We start from the raw sequence: 16,453 nt of genomic DNA, 5'->3' as shown, positions 1-16,453 counted from the left end.
AAATTCAAAAAAGTTTAGAAAATCTTAATTTGACTCGAATACTCAGAAACTCTATAATGACAAATATGAACACATTAAAAATGATAAGAAATCTGATTTTGATTTTATTGATAGCGATAGTGAGCGGTCTGGCTCTGAACACTATCGCTTTTTCACTTCCTGTTCAGCCTGTAAAAGAAAATCTTAAAGAGAACTTGGAAGTTTTTGAAAAGGAAATGGAGTCGGAATATTTCAGGGTTATCGAAAACGATGATGCCACCATGCTGGATTTATATACAGATGCTCTGATGATGAACACGATGATTTATGAGAGTGATCAAAATAACTTTGTTAATGCGGTGGCAGCGCATCACTATTTCAACGAGGACCAAACGATGCAACAAAGCTTTCTGGATCTTATTGAAGAAAAGACAGAAGGAAAAGAGGTCTACGCCTATGCACGTTATTGGCATGGATACCTGCTTCCGCTAAAGCTGGCATTGTCTTCGATGACCTATCTCGACTTTCGTATCTTAAACCTGTTTTTACAAATCCTTTTGTTAGGTCTGGCTGTAAAAACAATGGCGGAACAGGGCGGCAGGAAGCTAGTGATCCCCTTATTAGTTGCTTTTGTCTTTCTAATGCCTGTCGCTACGGCCTATTGCTTACAGTATTCGTTCATTGTGTATATCACATTGATTGCGACGATTCTATTATTTCATTTCCGAGAGAACCTGGATCAAAGAAAAAATGCGATTTATTTCTTTTTCATGATCGGAGTGGTGACCAATTACTTTGACCTGTTGACTTATCCTCTGATTACGTTTGGAATTCCGGCGGTTCTTTTGTTATTCAGCGGTAAAAAGAAAACGACTATTTTAGAATCTTTGATCACTTTTGCGGCGATAGCCTGCGCCTGGATCGGTGGTTATGCCCTGATGTGGGTGGGGAAGTGGACTGTAGCTACGCTGGTTCTTCATGAGAATATTTATCTGGATGCGATCCAACAGATTATTCTGCGTACTAACGATGAAGTGAAGAATTTGGAACTAACCTATTCCATGGTATTAGAAAAAAATCTGAAATTGCTGCAGCGTTTACCCTATGCTCTTTTATTCTATATCCCATTAATGATGAAAATTCCTTCAATCGTCGCTTTACTGATTCACGATCAACGGTTATTCATTCAGAAAATACTGATAATGACCTGTTTCGTATGTGTCCCCTTAGTTTGGATTCTTGTTTTGCGGAATCATTCATTTATGCATTATTTTTATACGTATCGTATTTTAATTATTGCTTCATTCGCAATTCAGTGCGCTGCTTTTTCAACCCCGTCATTATTGCGAAATGCTGAAGAGTAAGTTTATAACGTGTTTTCTTCTCTGAAAAATTCACAACCCGAATTAAATTCTGGTATACTATAAAAGGTGATGAAAATTGAAACATCTTGTCAGTGTCATTGTTCCAGTCTATAACGTACAAGCCTATCTGGACCGATGTGTTCAGTCAATTGTAGATCAGACGTATTCAAATTTGGAAATTCTTTTAATTGATGACGGCTCAACGGATGAGTCATATCGATTAATGCAGAACTGGGCTGAAAAAGACAAACGAATTCGTTTGCTTCAAAAAACGAATGGCGGGTTAAGCGACGCCCGGAATTTTGGAATCCAAAGAGCGCGGGGAGAATACTTAGCGTTTATCGACAGCGATGATTTTATTCGCCCGGCGATGATCGAAAAAATGTTGGCGGCGATGGTCGAGCAGCGAGCTCAAATCGGTGTTTGCGATATGGAGTATCTCTATGATGACGGCCGGGTTGAATTTGCCAGCGGCGGAGAGTTTGCTGTAGGGGATGTGAAAACCCACCCGGAATTAATTCGTATGAATAACAGCGCTTGTAATAAGCTTTTTGCCCGTTCTCTGTTTCAGGACATTGAATTTCCGGTTGGAAAATGGTATGAGGATTTGGCAACGATTCCGATGATCTGCTTTAATGCGGAACGGATTGTAAAAGTGAACGAAGCGTTTTATGTCTATTATCAGCGGTCTGGTTCGATCGCGCACAGCGCAAATCCTAAAATATTTGATATCTATAAGGCGATTCAGCGAGTCATTGAATATATAGAGGTTCATTGCGATGATACATCTTTGAAAAACCACTTTATTCAGGAAATGAAGCATTGCTATATCATCCATGGATTAGATTTAACAACGCTGCGGATCAAGGACTTTGATGAATCGGAAGACAGGGAAAAGTATTTGGCGGAGAACATGAAGCAATTAAAACAGTGTTATCCGGATTGGGAGCAGGATGCATTTGTAAAATCAGCGGGATTGAAGAAAAAACTGATCATTGCGCTGTTGAAGAGGAAACAATGGAAGGCGGTGCTCGGTATTTATGACCGGTCAAAATCAGCGTGACAAACGCAGAATTTTATTTGTTAACGATGAAATGGAAATGGGCGGCGTTGCCCGCGTTTTAAATACATTGATGAAAAATCTTGATCAGCAGGTATATCAAATCGATTTGTTGGTCTTACATAAAACAGGCACACTGCTTCAGGATATCCCAGAGGGTGTGCATGTGATTGAAGGAACATCGTTTTTTAACGCCGTGGACAGCCCGCTCAAAGAATTACTGAAAAAGGGAGACCTTCCGCATCTTTTCAGTAAGCTGCGCTTGCTGCTGTACATGAAAACAGGATTGATCCGCAGTAAAATCCTCAAGGAGCGAAAAAAGATGTTGTCCGGCGTCTATGATGTGGAAATGGCGGCGAAAGAGGGATTCTGTACAATCTTTACCGCTTATGGCAATAGTAAGCGGAAAGTCAATTGGGTATTGACTGATTACAGTGTCTGCAATTACTCCGCAAATCATATGCGATTGGTGAAGTCTGCTTTGCAGAAGATCGATCTGAATATTGCGGATTCAGCGGAAGCCACGGAGGCCTATAAAAAGGTCTTCGGTATTCAGAATGTCATAACGATTCATAATCTGATGAATACTGAAAAAGTAGAAAAAGGAAAGACAAAAACAGAAGATCAAGCAGAGATTGATCCTTCAAAACTGAATGTGATTTCAGTAATCCGATTTCATCCGCAAAAGGCAGCGGATCGATTGCTGCTGGCGCATAAATATGTGCTGGATCAGGGGATTGAACATGAACTTTATTTAATCGGCGGCGGCGAGCAGGAAGCGATGTTATTGAAAATGCAGAAAGATCTGAATCTGACGCACGTTCATTTCCTGGGCTTTAAAACAAATCCGTATGCCGACATCCGGGTTTGCGATTTGTTTGTCCTGCCTTCTTTGTATGAAGGCTTCGCGACGGTGATCAATGAATCGTTTATTGCCGGAACGCCGGTCTTGTCGACGGAGGTTGCGGGTGTTCATGAACAGATCACTGCGCCGCATTTTGGATGGATTGTTGAGAATAGCCAGAAAGGCTTGAACGAAGGCTTGTTGAACGCGTTGCAATCGAAGGATCAGCTGCAGGAGATGAAACGGCAGCTGCAGGGATATCATTATCCGAATGATAAAATCATCCGAAAGTTTACAGAAGTTTTATAACGGAGGCGGATGTATGGAAAAATTAAAAAAAGGAAAGTCCTGGTGCTGGCTGTTAGGCGCTTTGTTCATCTTTGTCCTGTTTTACTACATGACCGTCAGGACGCCGCTGGCGGGAGATGATTGGGGCTACGCGGTCAATGGGATGAGCGGAAATCCGTTCGTCAAAGCGTGGGAATTCTATTTCTCCTGGTCGGGACGTTATTTCGCGGAGCTTTGGGGCTTCATCGTCGCGCCGAGAAAAGGCCTGTGGAATTTCCTGAATCCAGCCTTATTCGCAGGAATCTATGTTTTGCTATATCAAATTGTGAATCCGAAGCGTAATCCGTTATCCGTAGCGGTCTTGATTGCCGCGATGATGTTAACGGTGGCAGACCGGCTGCGGATGGAAACCTACACTTGGATTATGGGAACAACCTATGTCGTGCCGTTATTTTTGATTCTGCTGGTCATCTGGATGATGAAAAATATCTTGTTTTCGGAACGAAAAATAAAAAAAGGACATTATGCCGTGCTGATCCTTCTTAATTTTTATATCGGTTTGGCTATGGAAAATTGTTCAGCGGCCAGTATTTTGCTGAATCTTCTGATGCTGCTTTATGCATATTTCAAGCGAAAAGACGCGTTGAAGTTAACTGGCGCGGGACTCGTGGTCAGCGTGCTTGGCTTTGCCTTGATCCGGATGTCGCCGGGCGCGGCGTTCCGGCTGGCAAGGGATAACCAGGCGTGGATTGCGCTGGGCTTGTTCGGTCAGATCCAGCAGAACTGGGGTAATTTCCTGAATTACACATTCATTGCGAATAAATATATGATGCTGATTCTGAGCCTGATCACATTCCTGGCCTTGATTCATCATTGGGTAGACCGGATCTGGATGAATAAAAAAGATAAGCTGGCGGCGTTCGTTCAAGGATTCATCTTGACGATCGCGATTGTGGCCTGCTTTGCCCCGACATTCGTCGAGAAAATGAACCTTGAGGTTTTCAGTTTCTTTTATGACCTGGAAACGCCTCAGGGCTTGATCTTCTGCTCGATCTTTTATATTCTTTATATCGTCAACCTGTTTTGGATCTTATTTACTTTATATCAGGATGAAGAACGTTTAGAAAAATTGATGATGGTGATGATGGCGGGAACGTGTAATTTAGCGATGCTGCTTTCGCCGATTTATGGTCCGCGGAGTTCATTGTATACGGTGTACTTTATCATCTTATTAACGGCTTCGGTGGCTTCGAAAATTAAAATCAGTTCCGCTGAGGCGGCGGTGATTCTGATTTGCTGCTCAGGGATGTGTCTGCAGCGCAGCTTATCTTGGAAGCGAATCTACACCCAGGTTGCGCAAGTTCAGTCGGAACGGGAATCCATTCTGCAGTATTATCGTGAGCATCCGGAGGATGATGAAGCCTGGATCCCGCGGATGCCGGAAGAAAGCATTCATTCCGCAGACATTGAGGAAGGCGATACTTATCATCAGAATAGTTTCAGAGAATATTATGGTTTGCCGGAAACGACAAAATTAGTTTTTTATAAGAAACAATAACCTCAATCGTAAAAAAATTAGACAACCGGAACGAAAACCGGTACAATGTCACAGAACTTCACAAAGGAGGCTGACTGATGCGAAAAATCAAAGAGTTTCTGCGCCCCTGGTTTACGCAGGGAACAGCGATTGGAATTTTACTTTTAATTCTGGCGTTTCAGCCGATGATAGATCTGGACTATTTGATTTATCCTTTTTTAAATCAGTTTGGCTTGCCGCGTCCATCGACGATTATCCGGTATTTGCTGATTCCCACTTTGATCGTCGGATGTTTTTACAACAAGGGAAAAAATCGTCGGAAAACGCTGATCCTGGGCGGATTGTATGTCGCGGTCTTCGCGGTTTATTTTCTGATTCATGTCCAGGTGACGAGAAATGCCGCGGAACTGCTGCGACTGACTTCCAATTTCCAGTTCTCCTTGTTCGGCGAGCTGGTCTATTGTTTAACGTTGATCATTCCCTTTGGGCTGATCGCCGCCTTTACGACGCTGCAGGTCAATGAGAAATTATTAAAGCAGATCACGGCGATTTTGTCAGCGACGATCTCATTTCCCATTTTGATCAGCGACTTGTTTGTCTTTGGACAGTCGACCTATCTGGGCAATACTGCGGCTAGTTTCTTCAGCTGGTTTACCGGGATATATGAAACAGTGGAACCACGGCGGTTAGCGTGTAAATTTTTCTTTGATGAAGGAAATACGATTGGGATTCTCTTATTTATGCTGCTGCCGTTATTGTATTATTTCTTTTCCCGGAGCAAGGAACGCAAGGGAAAAATTTCCTGGGCAATGCTGATCATCGTCCAGAGCTTGTCCATGTTGATTTTGTCGACGCGGGTAGCGTCGCTGGGCGCGTTTTTGATCCCGATCGCCTTTGCCGGACTTTATCTCTTTGACGGCCTGCTGCTTCGGCATCAGAAAATAAAGGGGATAGTGCTGATTTTCTGCGCTGCTGTATCGTTAGTCAGCGTGATGATTCTGCCCTATACGCCGGCCATTCAAAATCAAAAGCGTGATGCTCAAAGCGACGACGCGGTGCGCGGTGACGATGATTTGCTGCAAAAAGGAATTTTAGCCTATGAAGGCCGTTTAAAACTGACGCCAGGCTCGAAAGCCTATGAAGAATTCTGTTTAAAGGCCTTTGAGAAGTCCGGAATTGAGGATAATCTGATATCCAGTATTCCCAAGATGTATTACATGGATTGGTATAGCTACAAGGCCGATCCAGTCTTCTGGAGTGATTTGTTGTTCACCGTGCCGTTGGAAGAACGCTTAACGGGCCGACAGTTCCAAACCTATTTCATGAATGTGAAATGGGGAATGGCGGATTCCAAGATGAAATTATTTGGTATGGGATATACACCGTTTATGAATGGCTCCATTCTGCTCGAGCAGGACTTTATCCAACAAAAATATACGCTCGGCTACCTGGGCGATCTCCTGCTGGCAGGCCCTTGGCTGATTCTGACCGTTGTCGGCGCTGTGTTTGTTCTGCTGCGATGGAAGAAGTGCATGAACCTGGAGATCATGGTTCTGGCTACATCCCTGTGCTGCGGCTTGGGAGCAGCGTATCTCAGCGGTCATACGTTAGATCAGTTTGTCACGACGATGTTTATGGCGCTGATCGCGGCGATTCTGCTGGATCGGGTTTTTGGTCTTCATGATGATTCAGAAAGGGAGGGTAAACAATGACGAAAATAAAATCGTTTTTTCATTCGCATAAGGCGATGAAAGGCTTCGTTCTCCTTTTGTTTATCATCCAGCCTTTGATCGATCTGGATTACTTAATCTATCCGTTTTTTGATCAGTTTGGAATTCCCCGGCCGTCGACGATTATCCGTTTTTTAATCATTCCGCTGGCTGTGTTATGGACGTTTTTCCTGGCCGATAAAAATAAAAAGAAAACGTTGTTGTTTGGCGGTTTGTACGGCTTAGCGCTGGCAGTTTATTTTCTGCTGCATATCCGGCAGGGGGCTCAGATTTACAAAAGCTTATATCTGACGCCGAATTTCTTCTTCCAGTTATCAAAGGAAATCACCTATTTCCTGACGCTGGTCATTCCGTACGGAATGATCTATGCAGTCGTTCATCTTCGATTAACAGAAAAAATCGTAAAGGGGGTCACCGTCGCTTTATCGTGCCTAATCGCGCTGCCGATCTTTATCGGGGATTTGTTTGTGTTTGGCGAATCGACGTATGCCGGAATGACCGCGGCTCCGTTTCTGAGCTGGTTTTTAGGAATTTATGCGGATCCGACGAAGATTCATCCTCGTCAGCTGGCTTCCAAGTTTTTCTTTGAAGAAGGAAATACGGTCGGTATTTTAATGTTTATGCTGCTGCCGTTATTGTATCTGTTTTTCCAGCGCAGCACCTCAAAGAAAGAGCGGATTGCATTAGGCGCATTGATCGGAATTCATAGTTTGTCGATGATCATTCTTTCGACGCGGGTCGCCACGTTTGGCACGGTGCTGATCCCGATCGGATTCCTTGTTCTGTATCTTTTTACGACTTTGATCATGAAGGAAAACCGGCTGGAAAAAACGGTCCTGTTCTTCTGCGCTGCTGCCGCGGCGATCAGCGGCTGCATCCTGCCATTTTCACCGGCGGTTGTCAATCAGAGTATCGATTCGGCGAACACCGCGATCTTATTGCAGGATGATTATCTGCGCAGAGAATTGGGAAGTTCGCTGGAAAATACAACGGAACTTAAAACAAGCGATTATTATCGTTTTATGTTTGAAGCTTATGGAATCCGCGCAAATCTGATGGCCAGCGTGCCGACTCAGTATTATATGGAGTGGTACTATTACACAGCGGATCCGAAGTTCTGGGTTGACGTCCTGGAACTGCCGCTGGAACAGCGAGTGAACGGCCGGCAGATTGAGAAGATTTTCATGAGCTACAAATGGGGTGAGCTTTCTAACTTCGAAAAGTTTTTAGGCATGGGGTATTCAACCTTCAATAACGGCTCGATTTTGTTGGAACGGGATTTTGCCCAGCAGATTTATACGATGGGCTATGCCGGCGCCGCGCTGACGGTTTTGCCATGGCTGTTGGTGACCTGCTTCGGCGCCATTATCGTGCTGCTTCGATGGAAAAAGATGCTCCGGCTGGATGTTTTAGTCTATGCAATGGCGCTGGGCTGCGGGTTAGTGTCTTCTTATATCAGCGGACATACGATCGATCAGTTTCTGACGTCTTCGTTTATGGCTTTGTTGATGGGCGTTTTATTGGATCTTGTCATGCGTCCGAAAGAACAGAAAAATTGATCGCCATGGGAAACCATGGCTTTTATTTCAATGAAAATTTTAACAGGTCTATTGTTGTAAACCTGCGACGATGGTATAATAGGTTAAACAAACAGAATGAAAATTAAAGGATTGATCAGAAAGGCAGGCGGTGGAAAATGAAACCCATCCTCAGTGTGATTGTACCGGTATATAACGTTGAAAAATATCTGCCCCGGTGTCTTGATTCCTTAGTGAATCAGACGCTCAAAAATATGGAAATTATCGTGATTAACGATGGAACAAAAGATAACAGTCAACAGATTATTGATGACTATGCCTCGCGATATCCGCAAATTCGTCCATTTAAGAAACCCAACGGCGGGATCGCAGAGACTCGTAATTTTGGTTTAGCGCAGGTGCAGGGAGAGTATTTTGGCTTTCTGGACAGCGATGACTTTACAGAACTGGATATGTTTGAGAAGATGGTCGCGGCGGCAGAGAAAGAGAACGCAGATGTCGTCGTTTCCAATTTTAATTGGGTCTATGGCGAACAGAAGCGGCTGGAAAAGGAAGGTCCTTACGCTCCGGGAAAAGAAATGATGATTCATTTATTTGCCACGCTTTGGAATAAAATTTACCGTACTGATTTTGTCCGGGAAACCGGCTTGCAGTTTCCGACGGGCTATCGCTATGAGGATGCGTGTTTTCTTTATTGCTTAGCACCGCATGTAAAAAAATTAGCCTTTGTCGACGAAGCTTTTGTCAGTTATATCCAATTGGGAAATTCAATTACGCATACGAACAATCATGAAGTGAAGGATATGATTCATGTTTTTGAAATCATTACGGATTATTTTAAGGCCCAGGGATGGGATCAGGAATATCATGATGAACTGGAATATCTGCATATTAAGTTCTTTTTAGGGAACTCTTTCTTAAGAAGCACGAAGATTGCGGATCGGCAGGATCGGAAAACGACGATTCAGATGGGGTGGGAGCGGTTGAATCAAAGCTTCCCACAGTGGAAGAAGAACCCGTATCTGACGTCGCTGGGCGGAATGAAAAACCGTTATTTCAAAACCGTTAGCAATTGGAATATTATGCTTTATTCCGAACTATTTCACAGATTTAAAAAATAAGATCACTGAATTTAAAATATTAAGGAATCATGACAATTTAGGAAAGTATTTGTACTTCTTGAATTTCTCCTTTATAATTAAATGGTGAATTTGCGGAGGTTAGATATGGATAAGCTTTCAATCGTAGTTCCTTGTTATAACGAACAGGAAACGGTGAACATCTTTTACCGCGAAACAACAAAAGTAGTGGATGCCATGAACATGGATTATGAAATTATTTTTGTCAACGACGGTTCCCGCGATAATACCTTAGAAGAATTGGTGAAGCTCCATGATGCGCATCCGGGTATTGTCAAGGTCATTGACTTCAGCCGGAATTTTGGCAAAGAGGGCGGCCTGCTAGCGGGATTGGAAAATGCGACGGGTAATTACGTCACGGTCATGGATGCTGATTTACAGGATCCGCCGGAATATTTGCCAAAGATGTTTGAAGCCATGAATCAGCAGCATGTGGACATTGTAGGTACCCGCCGGGTTACGCGAAAAGGGGAACCGAAAATCCGTTCCTTCTTTGCACGGCAGTTTTATAAACTGATCAATAAATTTACAGAGGTCGAAATTGTTGACGGCGCGCGGGATTTCCGGTTGATGACCCGCGAGGTTGTCGACAGCGTTCTTTCACTTCAGGAATATCACCGGTTTTCTAAAGGTATCTTTGCCTGGGTTGGTTATAAAACGGTTTATTTGGAGTATGAGAATGTGGAGCGTGTTGCTGGGGAAACGAGCTGGTCGTTCTGGAAGTTATTCGCTTACGCGATTGAAGGTATTGTTGCCTTTACTGTTGCCCCGCTGCGAATGGCGACGATTTCCGGAATCTTCGTTTCTATCATTGCTTTCCTTTATATGATCTTTGTTTTTGGGAAGGCCTTGATCGTAGGCGATCCGGTTGCGGGTTATCCATCAATGGTCGTCATCATTCTGTTTTTGGGAGGAATTCAGCTGTTAAGCTTAGGCATTATCGGCGAATACCTGTCGAAAACGTACATGGAGACCAAGAAACGTCCGAAATATATCGTCCGTAAAAAATATGAGTAATAAAAGGAGGAATGTTAGTGAGTAAGCAGGATAAAGCAAAAGCAAAACGCGCAAAGAAAAATAAACAGATTATTTATATGATGTTGGCGGCTTCCTTAGTCGTCGTTGCGGTTATGGGCTTCAATATCGTTCGGATTTCGTTAAAGAAATCCGCGGGTAGCGGCGAGGTCGTTGAAAAGACGAATACCTCGTCGATGAAGAATGACCAATACGTCATCGGAAATAATCCGACGCAGTTTCAGCAGGATGAGTTCAAAAAATTGACAGAGGCCTTAAAAGGGGATGATCAGCTGGCGATCAGTGAAGCGGTTGTTCGTAATTTTATTGCTGATTATTTTACCTGGACAAACAAAGATGGTAATTATGAAGTCGGAGGCCTGCAATACATTTATGGACCGTTATTCACCAGTTTTCAGGAACAATCACGCTGGGAATTCTACAAGGACCTGGATTTATATATCAGCCAGTATGGTCGTGAGAATTTATTAGAAGTGACAGATATAACGACAAAGGCCGATTATGCGGCAGATTTTGAACACTATTCCGGGGAAACTTATAAAGCGTATTATATCGAGGCTACCTGGAATTACAAATCAAGTTCAAAAATTGATGTTAATAGTTTCCAGAAAACAGGGTATTTCACAGTCGTAGATAACGATGGACGTTATGAAATCGCACAGTTCTTCGACCATTATGATTAAGGAGGTTGGCTATGACGAAACAGAATAAAATGAGTAAACGTAAACTTTCCAACATGAACTTCGTTCTGGCTGCCATCGCGATTCTGACTGATATTTTGATGGTCTTAGGCATCCTCAACATTACGCGATACAGTAACTTCAGCAAGTCGATCTTCGTCCTCATTAACGTTGTGATTCTGGCAATTCTGCTGGTATTAAATGGCTTAATTGCTTACAACGCCTATGCGATGAAAAAGAGTATTCTCTATGTGACGATCGGTGTCTTGGTGATTGCATTTTTATCCGGCGGTGCGTTAACCTATGTTACGACCCGGGTAAACAAAAATATTGATAAGATTATCAACACCGGGACGACCAGTGAGAAAGTTGAAGTTTCCTTTGTTGTTTACAGCGAAAACGGAAATTTCGCAATTAACGATATTAACGATCTTGAAGGCAAGACCTTCGGTATCTTATCGAATACGGAAGAACAAGTCGGCTATATCCTTCCTAAGAAAGAATTAGAAGCGAAAAAGATCAATGTTACTTATCACGAATATGACGATTACAACAGTATGTTGATGGGGCTGTTCGGTGGAGAAATTGACGCGGCGGCGCTGCCTAGCAACTATGTTGCGATGTTTGAGGTCAATGATGGTTACAGCGAATATTTAGAGAATACGAAGTCTATTTTGACGTTTGATAAGAATATTACGGTAACTACAGAATCAGGTTCGGATAAAGATATTACGACCGAACCTTTTACGGTTCTGATTATCGGTACGGACGAACAACGATCAGATGCCTTAATGCTGGCTTCTTTTAATCCGATCAGCATGCAGGTAACTCTAACCTCGATCGCTCGTGACAGCTATGTGCCGATCGCCTGTTATGCAGGAAAATCAGAAGATAAGATCACGCATGCCCGTGTCCGCAGCCGTCAGTGTACAATTGATACCGTTGAAGATTTAATGGATGTGGATATTGATTTCTATTTTGAAAGCAACTTTACCGGCATTGTTAAAATGGTTGATGCTTTGGGCGGGATCATCATTACGAATCCTTATGAATTTGTAGGTCAGAAATCCGATGCCCGCGGTAAGATGACGGTTTGGGTTCCAGCTGGAACCAACCGGTTAAACGGTGAACAGGCGCTGGCCTATGCGCGTGAACGTCATCTGTACGCTAACGGTGATTTCCAGCGGCAGGCGAATCAGCAGCAGGTCATCCAGGCAATTTTAACGGAAGCCATGAAACTGACAGACGTGAATAAGGCATTAAAAGTATTGGATGCGGCCGGCGATAATGTTTCTACGAACTTTACCGTAGATCAGTTGATCAGCTTATTTAATTATTCGATTAAGAAAATGAACCGCAGCTATGTCAAGAACGCAAATGTTATTAACATTGTAGGATCCCGCGTAACCGGTTATGGTTCTTCGAAATGGAATGAAAGCATGCAGTTGAACCTGTATATTTATCGTGTATATCAGGGATCAATTACGGATAACCGCAACGCGATTCTGAGAAATATCAACTTGGATTCTAAAATCGACGCGCCAAAAGCAATTTCGTTTAGTGCAAACTGGGTCTTCACTGCGCCGACGTTAACTAATGAAACTTATTCAGAGCCGATTATTCATGACGAATCTCCAGATACAGTCCTTAATTTTAGTGGAAAGTTATTATCCGAAGTTCAAGAATGGGCTTCTTCCCGAGGAATTACTGTAAAAGTCACCAAAGTCCATCAAGGTGAAGAAGGTTATGTTGATTCCTATCCTGAGAATATGGTTATCGCACAAAGTGTCCGTGCTGGTATTAAAACGGAAAATGTGACGGAAATCACGGTTAGCATTATTACGCATGAAGGGGCAACGAAGAATTGTCCTGCGAACTCCTACTATGATTCGGGTAAAAAAGCCTGTGTTTGCGAAAGTGGATATTATGCTAAAAATGATTCTGATTTAAATACCGGAGGCGCAGGATGTATTGCGAATCCGACAACGACACCTACGGTAACTCCAACAACAAGCCCAACAACAACTCCGTCAACAACACCAACCACTGATCCTACAGTATCCCCAGTTCCGTCAACATGTCCAGAGGGGCAAGAACCAGATGGTAACGGCGGGTGTAAGCCAATTCAAAAGCAATGTGGTGAGAATGAAGAACCAGATGGTAATGGCGGCTGTAAGCCTAAAGAAGTAACTGAATCTCCGAATACAGATGAGGAAGTACCTACGGGATTTATCTTCCCAAACCGATTCTTCAATCTATTCTCAAAACTTTTTAGGTAATTAAATCAAAAGAAGGCTGATGTATTCGGTCTTCTTTTCTTTATCTATCCACGAAAGTGAATCGCTGAACTACTTTCAGAATTCACTGAATGAATGGCATTCAATGCTTAACTATGATAAAATAATGAGGAATTAAAGAGTTTGGGAGGAAATCCATGAAAGGAATTATTCTTGCAGGAGGCAGCGGCACCCGTTTGTATCCCCTGACGAAAGTCACATCCAAACAACTGCTGCCCGTCTATGATAAACCGATGATCTATTATCCCCTGTCGACGCTGATGCTGGCAGGAATCCGCGATATTCTGATCATCTCCACACCCCAGGATCTGCCGAATTTCGAACGCCTGCTGGGCGACGGAAGCCAGTTTGGCATTCAGCTGTCCTATAAAGTTCAGCCATCACCTGACGGCTTGGCGCAAGCTTTCGTTTTAGGCGAAGAATTTATCGGCAATGAGGATGTCTGCCTGATTTTAGGAGATAATATATTCCATGGCAACCATTTCAGCGAGATGCTGGAAAAAGCCAAAAATAACAAAGGCCGCGCAACGATCTTTGGACAATACGTCCCGGATCCAGAACGATTCGGCGTCGTTGAATTCGATAAAACCGGAAAAGTCCTTTCTCTGGAAGAAAAACCGGAAACCCCAAAATCCAATTATGCCGTCGTTGGCCTGTATTTCTACGACAACCACGTCGTTGAATACGCCAAGAACCTGAAGCCTTCAGCCCGCGGCGAATATGAAATTACCGATCTGAACAAAGTCTATCTGGAAAAAGGCGAAATTGACTGCGTCGTTTTTGGCCGCGGCTTTGCCTGGCTGGATACCGGCACGATCAGCTCGCTCGCCCAGGCCAGTGACTTTGTCAAAACCATCGAGGAAGTTCAGGGAATCAAGATCTCGGTTCCTGAAGAAATCGCTTTCTACAATCACTGGATTGACACCGACCAACTGCTGGCTTCCGCCGCTTCCTATGGGAAATCTCCTTATGGTGAGCACTTAAGAACGGTTGCTTCCGGTAATTTTGTCACCAGCTACAACAAATAAAGGAGTCGCAATGAAAATCATACTATTAGGCTGCGGCTATTTAGGCTACAATCTCGCTTCTCTGCTGAGTCAGAAAGCAGAAACCGAAATAATCGGGTTACCCAGTCCCTACACGCCGCTGTGTTCCAACTTTAAAGAAATCAACGCCTTTTCGGCTAAAGATCTCGATCAAGTCGATTTTGAAGACGCCGTCGTCATCGATACCATTTCACTGCTTGCCAACAACGCCCGCAGCGAGGATGAGGAAAAAACACTCGGCGGAGTTGAAGAAAAATACGAATTTCTGTTATGTCAGCTGAAGCAGCGCGGCGCGCGGCTGTTCATCTTTATGTCTTCGGGGGGCACGGTCTACGGCAATGCCGCAGAACCGATCTGCGAAGACGCGCCGCTGCATCCGATCACTCTTTACGCCCGAAGCAAGACCCGCTGCGAACAGGTGATCCGCCAATCCGGTCTGCCTTATCTGATCCTGCGTCTCGCTAATCCTTACGGCGGACATCAGACAACGGATAAGAAACAAGGCGTTATCCCGATCCTGATCGAAAAAGCGCTGAGCCACGAAGCCTTTGAAATGTGGGCTTCTCCGCACAGCAGCCGCGATTACATTTATATCGAAGACTTTGCCCGGGCGATCCAGCTGCTTCTTGAACATCAAATCCAGAATGAAATCGTCAACGTCGCTTCGCAAACAGCGACCAGCCTGACGGAGATTCTGGATGAAGTCCAGGAAAAAACCGGCCAGGCGATCGAGATCCGGCATGTCAACAGCGAAGTCCCGGTTGTCGATCAGATTGTCCTCAATATTGAAAAACTGAAACGTCTGACCGGCTTCACAATTCAGACGACGATCCAGGAAGGCATTGTCAAAGAAATCAAACGGATAAAAAAAGAACAAGGGGGAATTCGTAAATGAAGTTTTTAGTTACAGGCGGAGCCGGTTTTATCGGCGGCAATTTCGCTCACTACATGGTCAATACCTATCCGGAAGACCAGATCGTCGTATTAGACCTTCTGACCTATGCGGGCAATCTGGAAACTCTGGAGCCGATCATGGAAAAGCCGAATTTTAAATTTGTCAAAGGCGATATCCGCGACCGCGAGTTTATCGATCACTTGTTTGCCGAAGAAAAATTCGACATGGTCGTTAACTTTGCCGCAGAAACTCATGTCGACCGTTCTGTAGAGGATCCAGAGGTCTTCATCACGACCAATATTCTCGGCACTCAGGTTTTAATGGACGCCTGCCGCAAATACGGCATCCAGCGTTACCATCAGGTCTCGACCGACGAAGTCTACGGCGATCTGCCGTTAGATCGTCCGGATCTGTTCTTCACCGAAGAAACGCCGATCCATACCTCCAGTCCTTACAGTGCGGCCAAGGCCGGCGCCGATCTGTTAGTTCAGGCCTATCACCGCACATTTAAGCTGCCGGTAACGATTTCCCGCTGCTCGAACAACTATGGACCTTATCATTTTCCGGAAAAGCTGATTCCTCTGATGATCAGCCGTGCGCTGGCCGATGAAAGTCTGCCGGTGTATGGCGATGGGATGAACGTGCGCGACTGGCTGCACGTCTACGATCACTGCACGGCGATTGATCTGATTCTGCGCAAGGGCCGCGTAGGCGAAGTCTACAACATCGGCGGCCACAATGAAAAGACCAATCTGGAAGTGGTGAAGACGATTCTCGCCGCTTTGAATAAGCCGGAATCACTGATCCACTTCGTCAAGGACCGCCCGGGTCATGATCTGCGCTATGCGATGGATCCGACTAAAATTGAAACAGAACTCGGCTGGAAACCTAAATATACGTTTGAGACCGGCATTCCGCAGACCATCGACTGGTATCTGACGCACCGCGACTGGTGGGAGCACATCCTGCAGGGCGACTATCAGAACTACTACAAAACTATGTATAAGGACAGACCGTAAAA

General features: G+C 44.3%; 13 protein-coding genes. All 13 read left to right on the top strand.

Annotated elements, in window-relative coordinates; translation table 11 throughout:
* Positions 1–1,343: hypothetical protein (locus tag HOLDEFILI_RS19820; protein ID WP_006059940.1), on the top strand; the 1,343-nt coding region annotated here is incomplete at its 5' end.
* 76 nt (positions 1,344–1,419) lie between these two features.
* Positions 1,420–2,406 (top strand): glycosyltransferase family 2 protein, encoded by a 987-nt coding sequence (locus HOLDEFILI_RS11765; RefSeq protein ID WP_039864846.1) that lies wholly within the window; start codon positions 1,420–1,422, stop codon positions 2,404–2,406.
* A complete protein-coding gene (locus HOLDEFILI_RS11760; protein WP_006059938.1) occupies positions 2,384–3,556 on the top strand; it encodes a glycosyltransferase in 1,173 nt (390 codons plus the stop codon). The genes HOLDEFILI_RS11765 and HOLDEFILI_RS11760 overlap by 23 nt, the downstream gene beginning before the upstream one ends.
* Positions 3,557–3,569: 13 nt before the next feature.
* Positions 3,570–5,093, top strand: a complete 1,524-nt coding sequence (locus tag HOLDEFILI_RS11755) for a DUF6056 family protein (protein ID WP_006059937.1) — start codon at positions 3,570–3,572, stop codon at positions 5,091–5,093.
* 77 nt (positions 5,094–5,170) lie between these two features.
* Complete coding sequence (locus HOLDEFILI_RS11750; RefSeq protein WP_006059936.1) at positions 5,171–6,784, top strand: O-antigen ligase family protein; 1,614 nt, start codon at positions 5,171–5,173, stop codon at positions 6,782–6,784.
* Positions 6,781–8,361 carry an O-antigen ligase family protein gene (locus HOLDEFILI_RS11745; protein WP_006059935.1) on the top strand — a complete coding sequence of 527 codons (1,581 nt, stop codon included), beginning with the start codon at positions 6,781–6,783 and terminating at the stop codon, positions 8,359–8,361. The genes HOLDEFILI_RS11750 and HOLDEFILI_RS11745 overlap by 4 nt, the downstream gene beginning before the upstream one ends.
* Before the next feature lie 137 nt (positions 8,362–8,498).
* Positions 8,499–9,461, top strand: coding sequence for a glycosyltransferase (locus HOLDEFILI_RS11740; protein WP_006059934.1), 963 nt, complete (start codon positions 8,499–8,501; stop codon positions 9,459–9,461).
* Positions 9,462–9,566: 105 nt separating this feature from the next.
* On the top strand, positions 9,567–10,496 hold the full coding sequence (locus HOLDEFILI_RS11735; protein WP_039864845.1) for a glycosyltransferase family 2 protein: 930 nt from the start codon (positions 9,567–9,569) through the stop codon (positions 10,494–10,496).
* A 17-nt stretch (positions 10,497–10,513) separates the two neighbouring features.
* Positions 10,514–11,197 carry a hypothetical protein gene (locus HOLDEFILI_RS11730; protein WP_039864842.1) on the top strand — a complete coding sequence of 228 codons (684 nt, stop codon included), beginning with the start codon at positions 10,514–10,516 and terminating at the stop codon, positions 11,195–11,197.
* A gap of 11 nt (positions 11,198–11,208) precedes the next feature.
* Positions 11,209–13,473, top strand: a complete 2,265-nt coding sequence (locus tag HOLDEFILI_RS11725) for an LCP family glycopolymer transferase (RefSeq protein WP_006059931.1) — start codon at positions 11,209–11,211, stop codon at positions 13,471–13,473.
* A 155-nt stretch (positions 13,474–13,628) separates the two neighbouring features.
* The gene (gene rfbA, locus HOLDEFILI_RS11720; RefSeq protein WP_006059930.1) at positions 13,629–14,519 is read left to right on the top strand and encodes a glucose-1-phosphate thymidylyltransferase RfbA; all 891 of its coding nucleotides are present in this window, start codon (positions 13,629–13,631) and stop codon (positions 14,517–14,519) included.
* A gap of 10 nt (positions 14,520–14,529) precedes the next feature.
* On the top strand, positions 14,530–15,432 hold the full coding sequence (locus HOLDEFILI_RS11715) for an NAD-dependent epimerase/dehydratase family protein (protein WP_006059929.1): 903 nt from the start codon (positions 14,530–14,532) through the stop codon (positions 15,430–15,432).
* Positions 15,429–16,451, top strand: coding sequence for a dTDP-glucose 4,6-dehydratase (gene rfbB, locus HOLDEFILI_RS11710; RefSeq protein ID WP_006059928.1), 1,023 nt, complete (start codon positions 15,429–15,431; stop codon positions 16,449–16,451). Before HOLDEFILI_RS11715 ends, rfbB begins: the two co-directional genes overlap by 4 nt.
* The last annotated feature ends 2 nt before the right edge of the window (positions 16,452–16,453 follow it).

This window comes from Holdemania filiformis DSM 12042, assembly GCF_000157995.1.
Taxonomy (GTDB): Bacteria; Bacillota_I; Bacilli_A; order Erysipelotrichales; family Erysipelotrichaceae; genus Holdemania; species Holdemania filiformis.
This window is presented reverse-complemented; position numbering and strand designations above follow the sequence as displayed.

Bases quoted from the DNA above. Each gene is read 5' to 3' on its own strand.
- rfbB (WP_006059928.1), top strand. From the start codon at position 15,429: ATGAAGTTTTTAGTTACAGGCGGAGCCGGTTTTATCGGCGGCAATTTC.
- HOLDEFILI_RS11760 (WP_006059938.1), top strand. From the start codon at position 2,384: ATGACCGGTCAAAATCAGCGTGACAAACGCAGAATTTTATTTGTTAAC.
- HOLDEFILI_RS11755 (WP_006059937.1), top strand. From the start codon at position 3,570: ATGGAAAAATTAAAAAAAGGAAAGTCCTGGTGCTGGCTGTTAGGCGCT.
- HOLDEFILI_RS11745 (WP_006059935.1), top strand. From the start codon at position 6,781: ATGACGAAAATAAAATCGTTTTTTCATTCGCATAAGGCGATGAAAGGC.
- HOLDEFILI_RS11715 (WP_006059929.1), top strand. From the start codon at position 14,530: ATGAAAATCATACTATTAGGCTGCGGCTATTTAGGCTACAATCTCGCT.
- HOLDEFILI_RS11725 (WP_006059931.1), top strand. From the start codon at position 11,209: ATGACGAAACAGAATAAAATGAGTAAACGTAAACTTTCCAACATGAAC.
- HOLDEFILI_RS11740 (WP_006059934.1), top strand. From the start codon at position 8,499: ATGAAACCCATCCTCAGTGTGATTGTACCGGTATATAACGTTGAAAAA.
- HOLDEFILI_RS11750 (WP_006059936.1), top strand. From the start codon at position 5,171: ATGCGAAAAATCAAAGAGTTTCTGCGCCCCTGGTTTACGCAGGGAACA.
- HOLDEFILI_RS11735 (WP_039864845.1), top strand. From the start codon at position 9,567: ATGGATAAGCTTTCAATCGTAGTTCCTTGTTATAACGAACAGGAAACG.
- rfbA (WP_006059930.1), top strand. From the start codon at position 13,629: ATGAAAGGAATTATTCTTGCAGGAGGCAGCGGCACCCGTTTGTATCCC.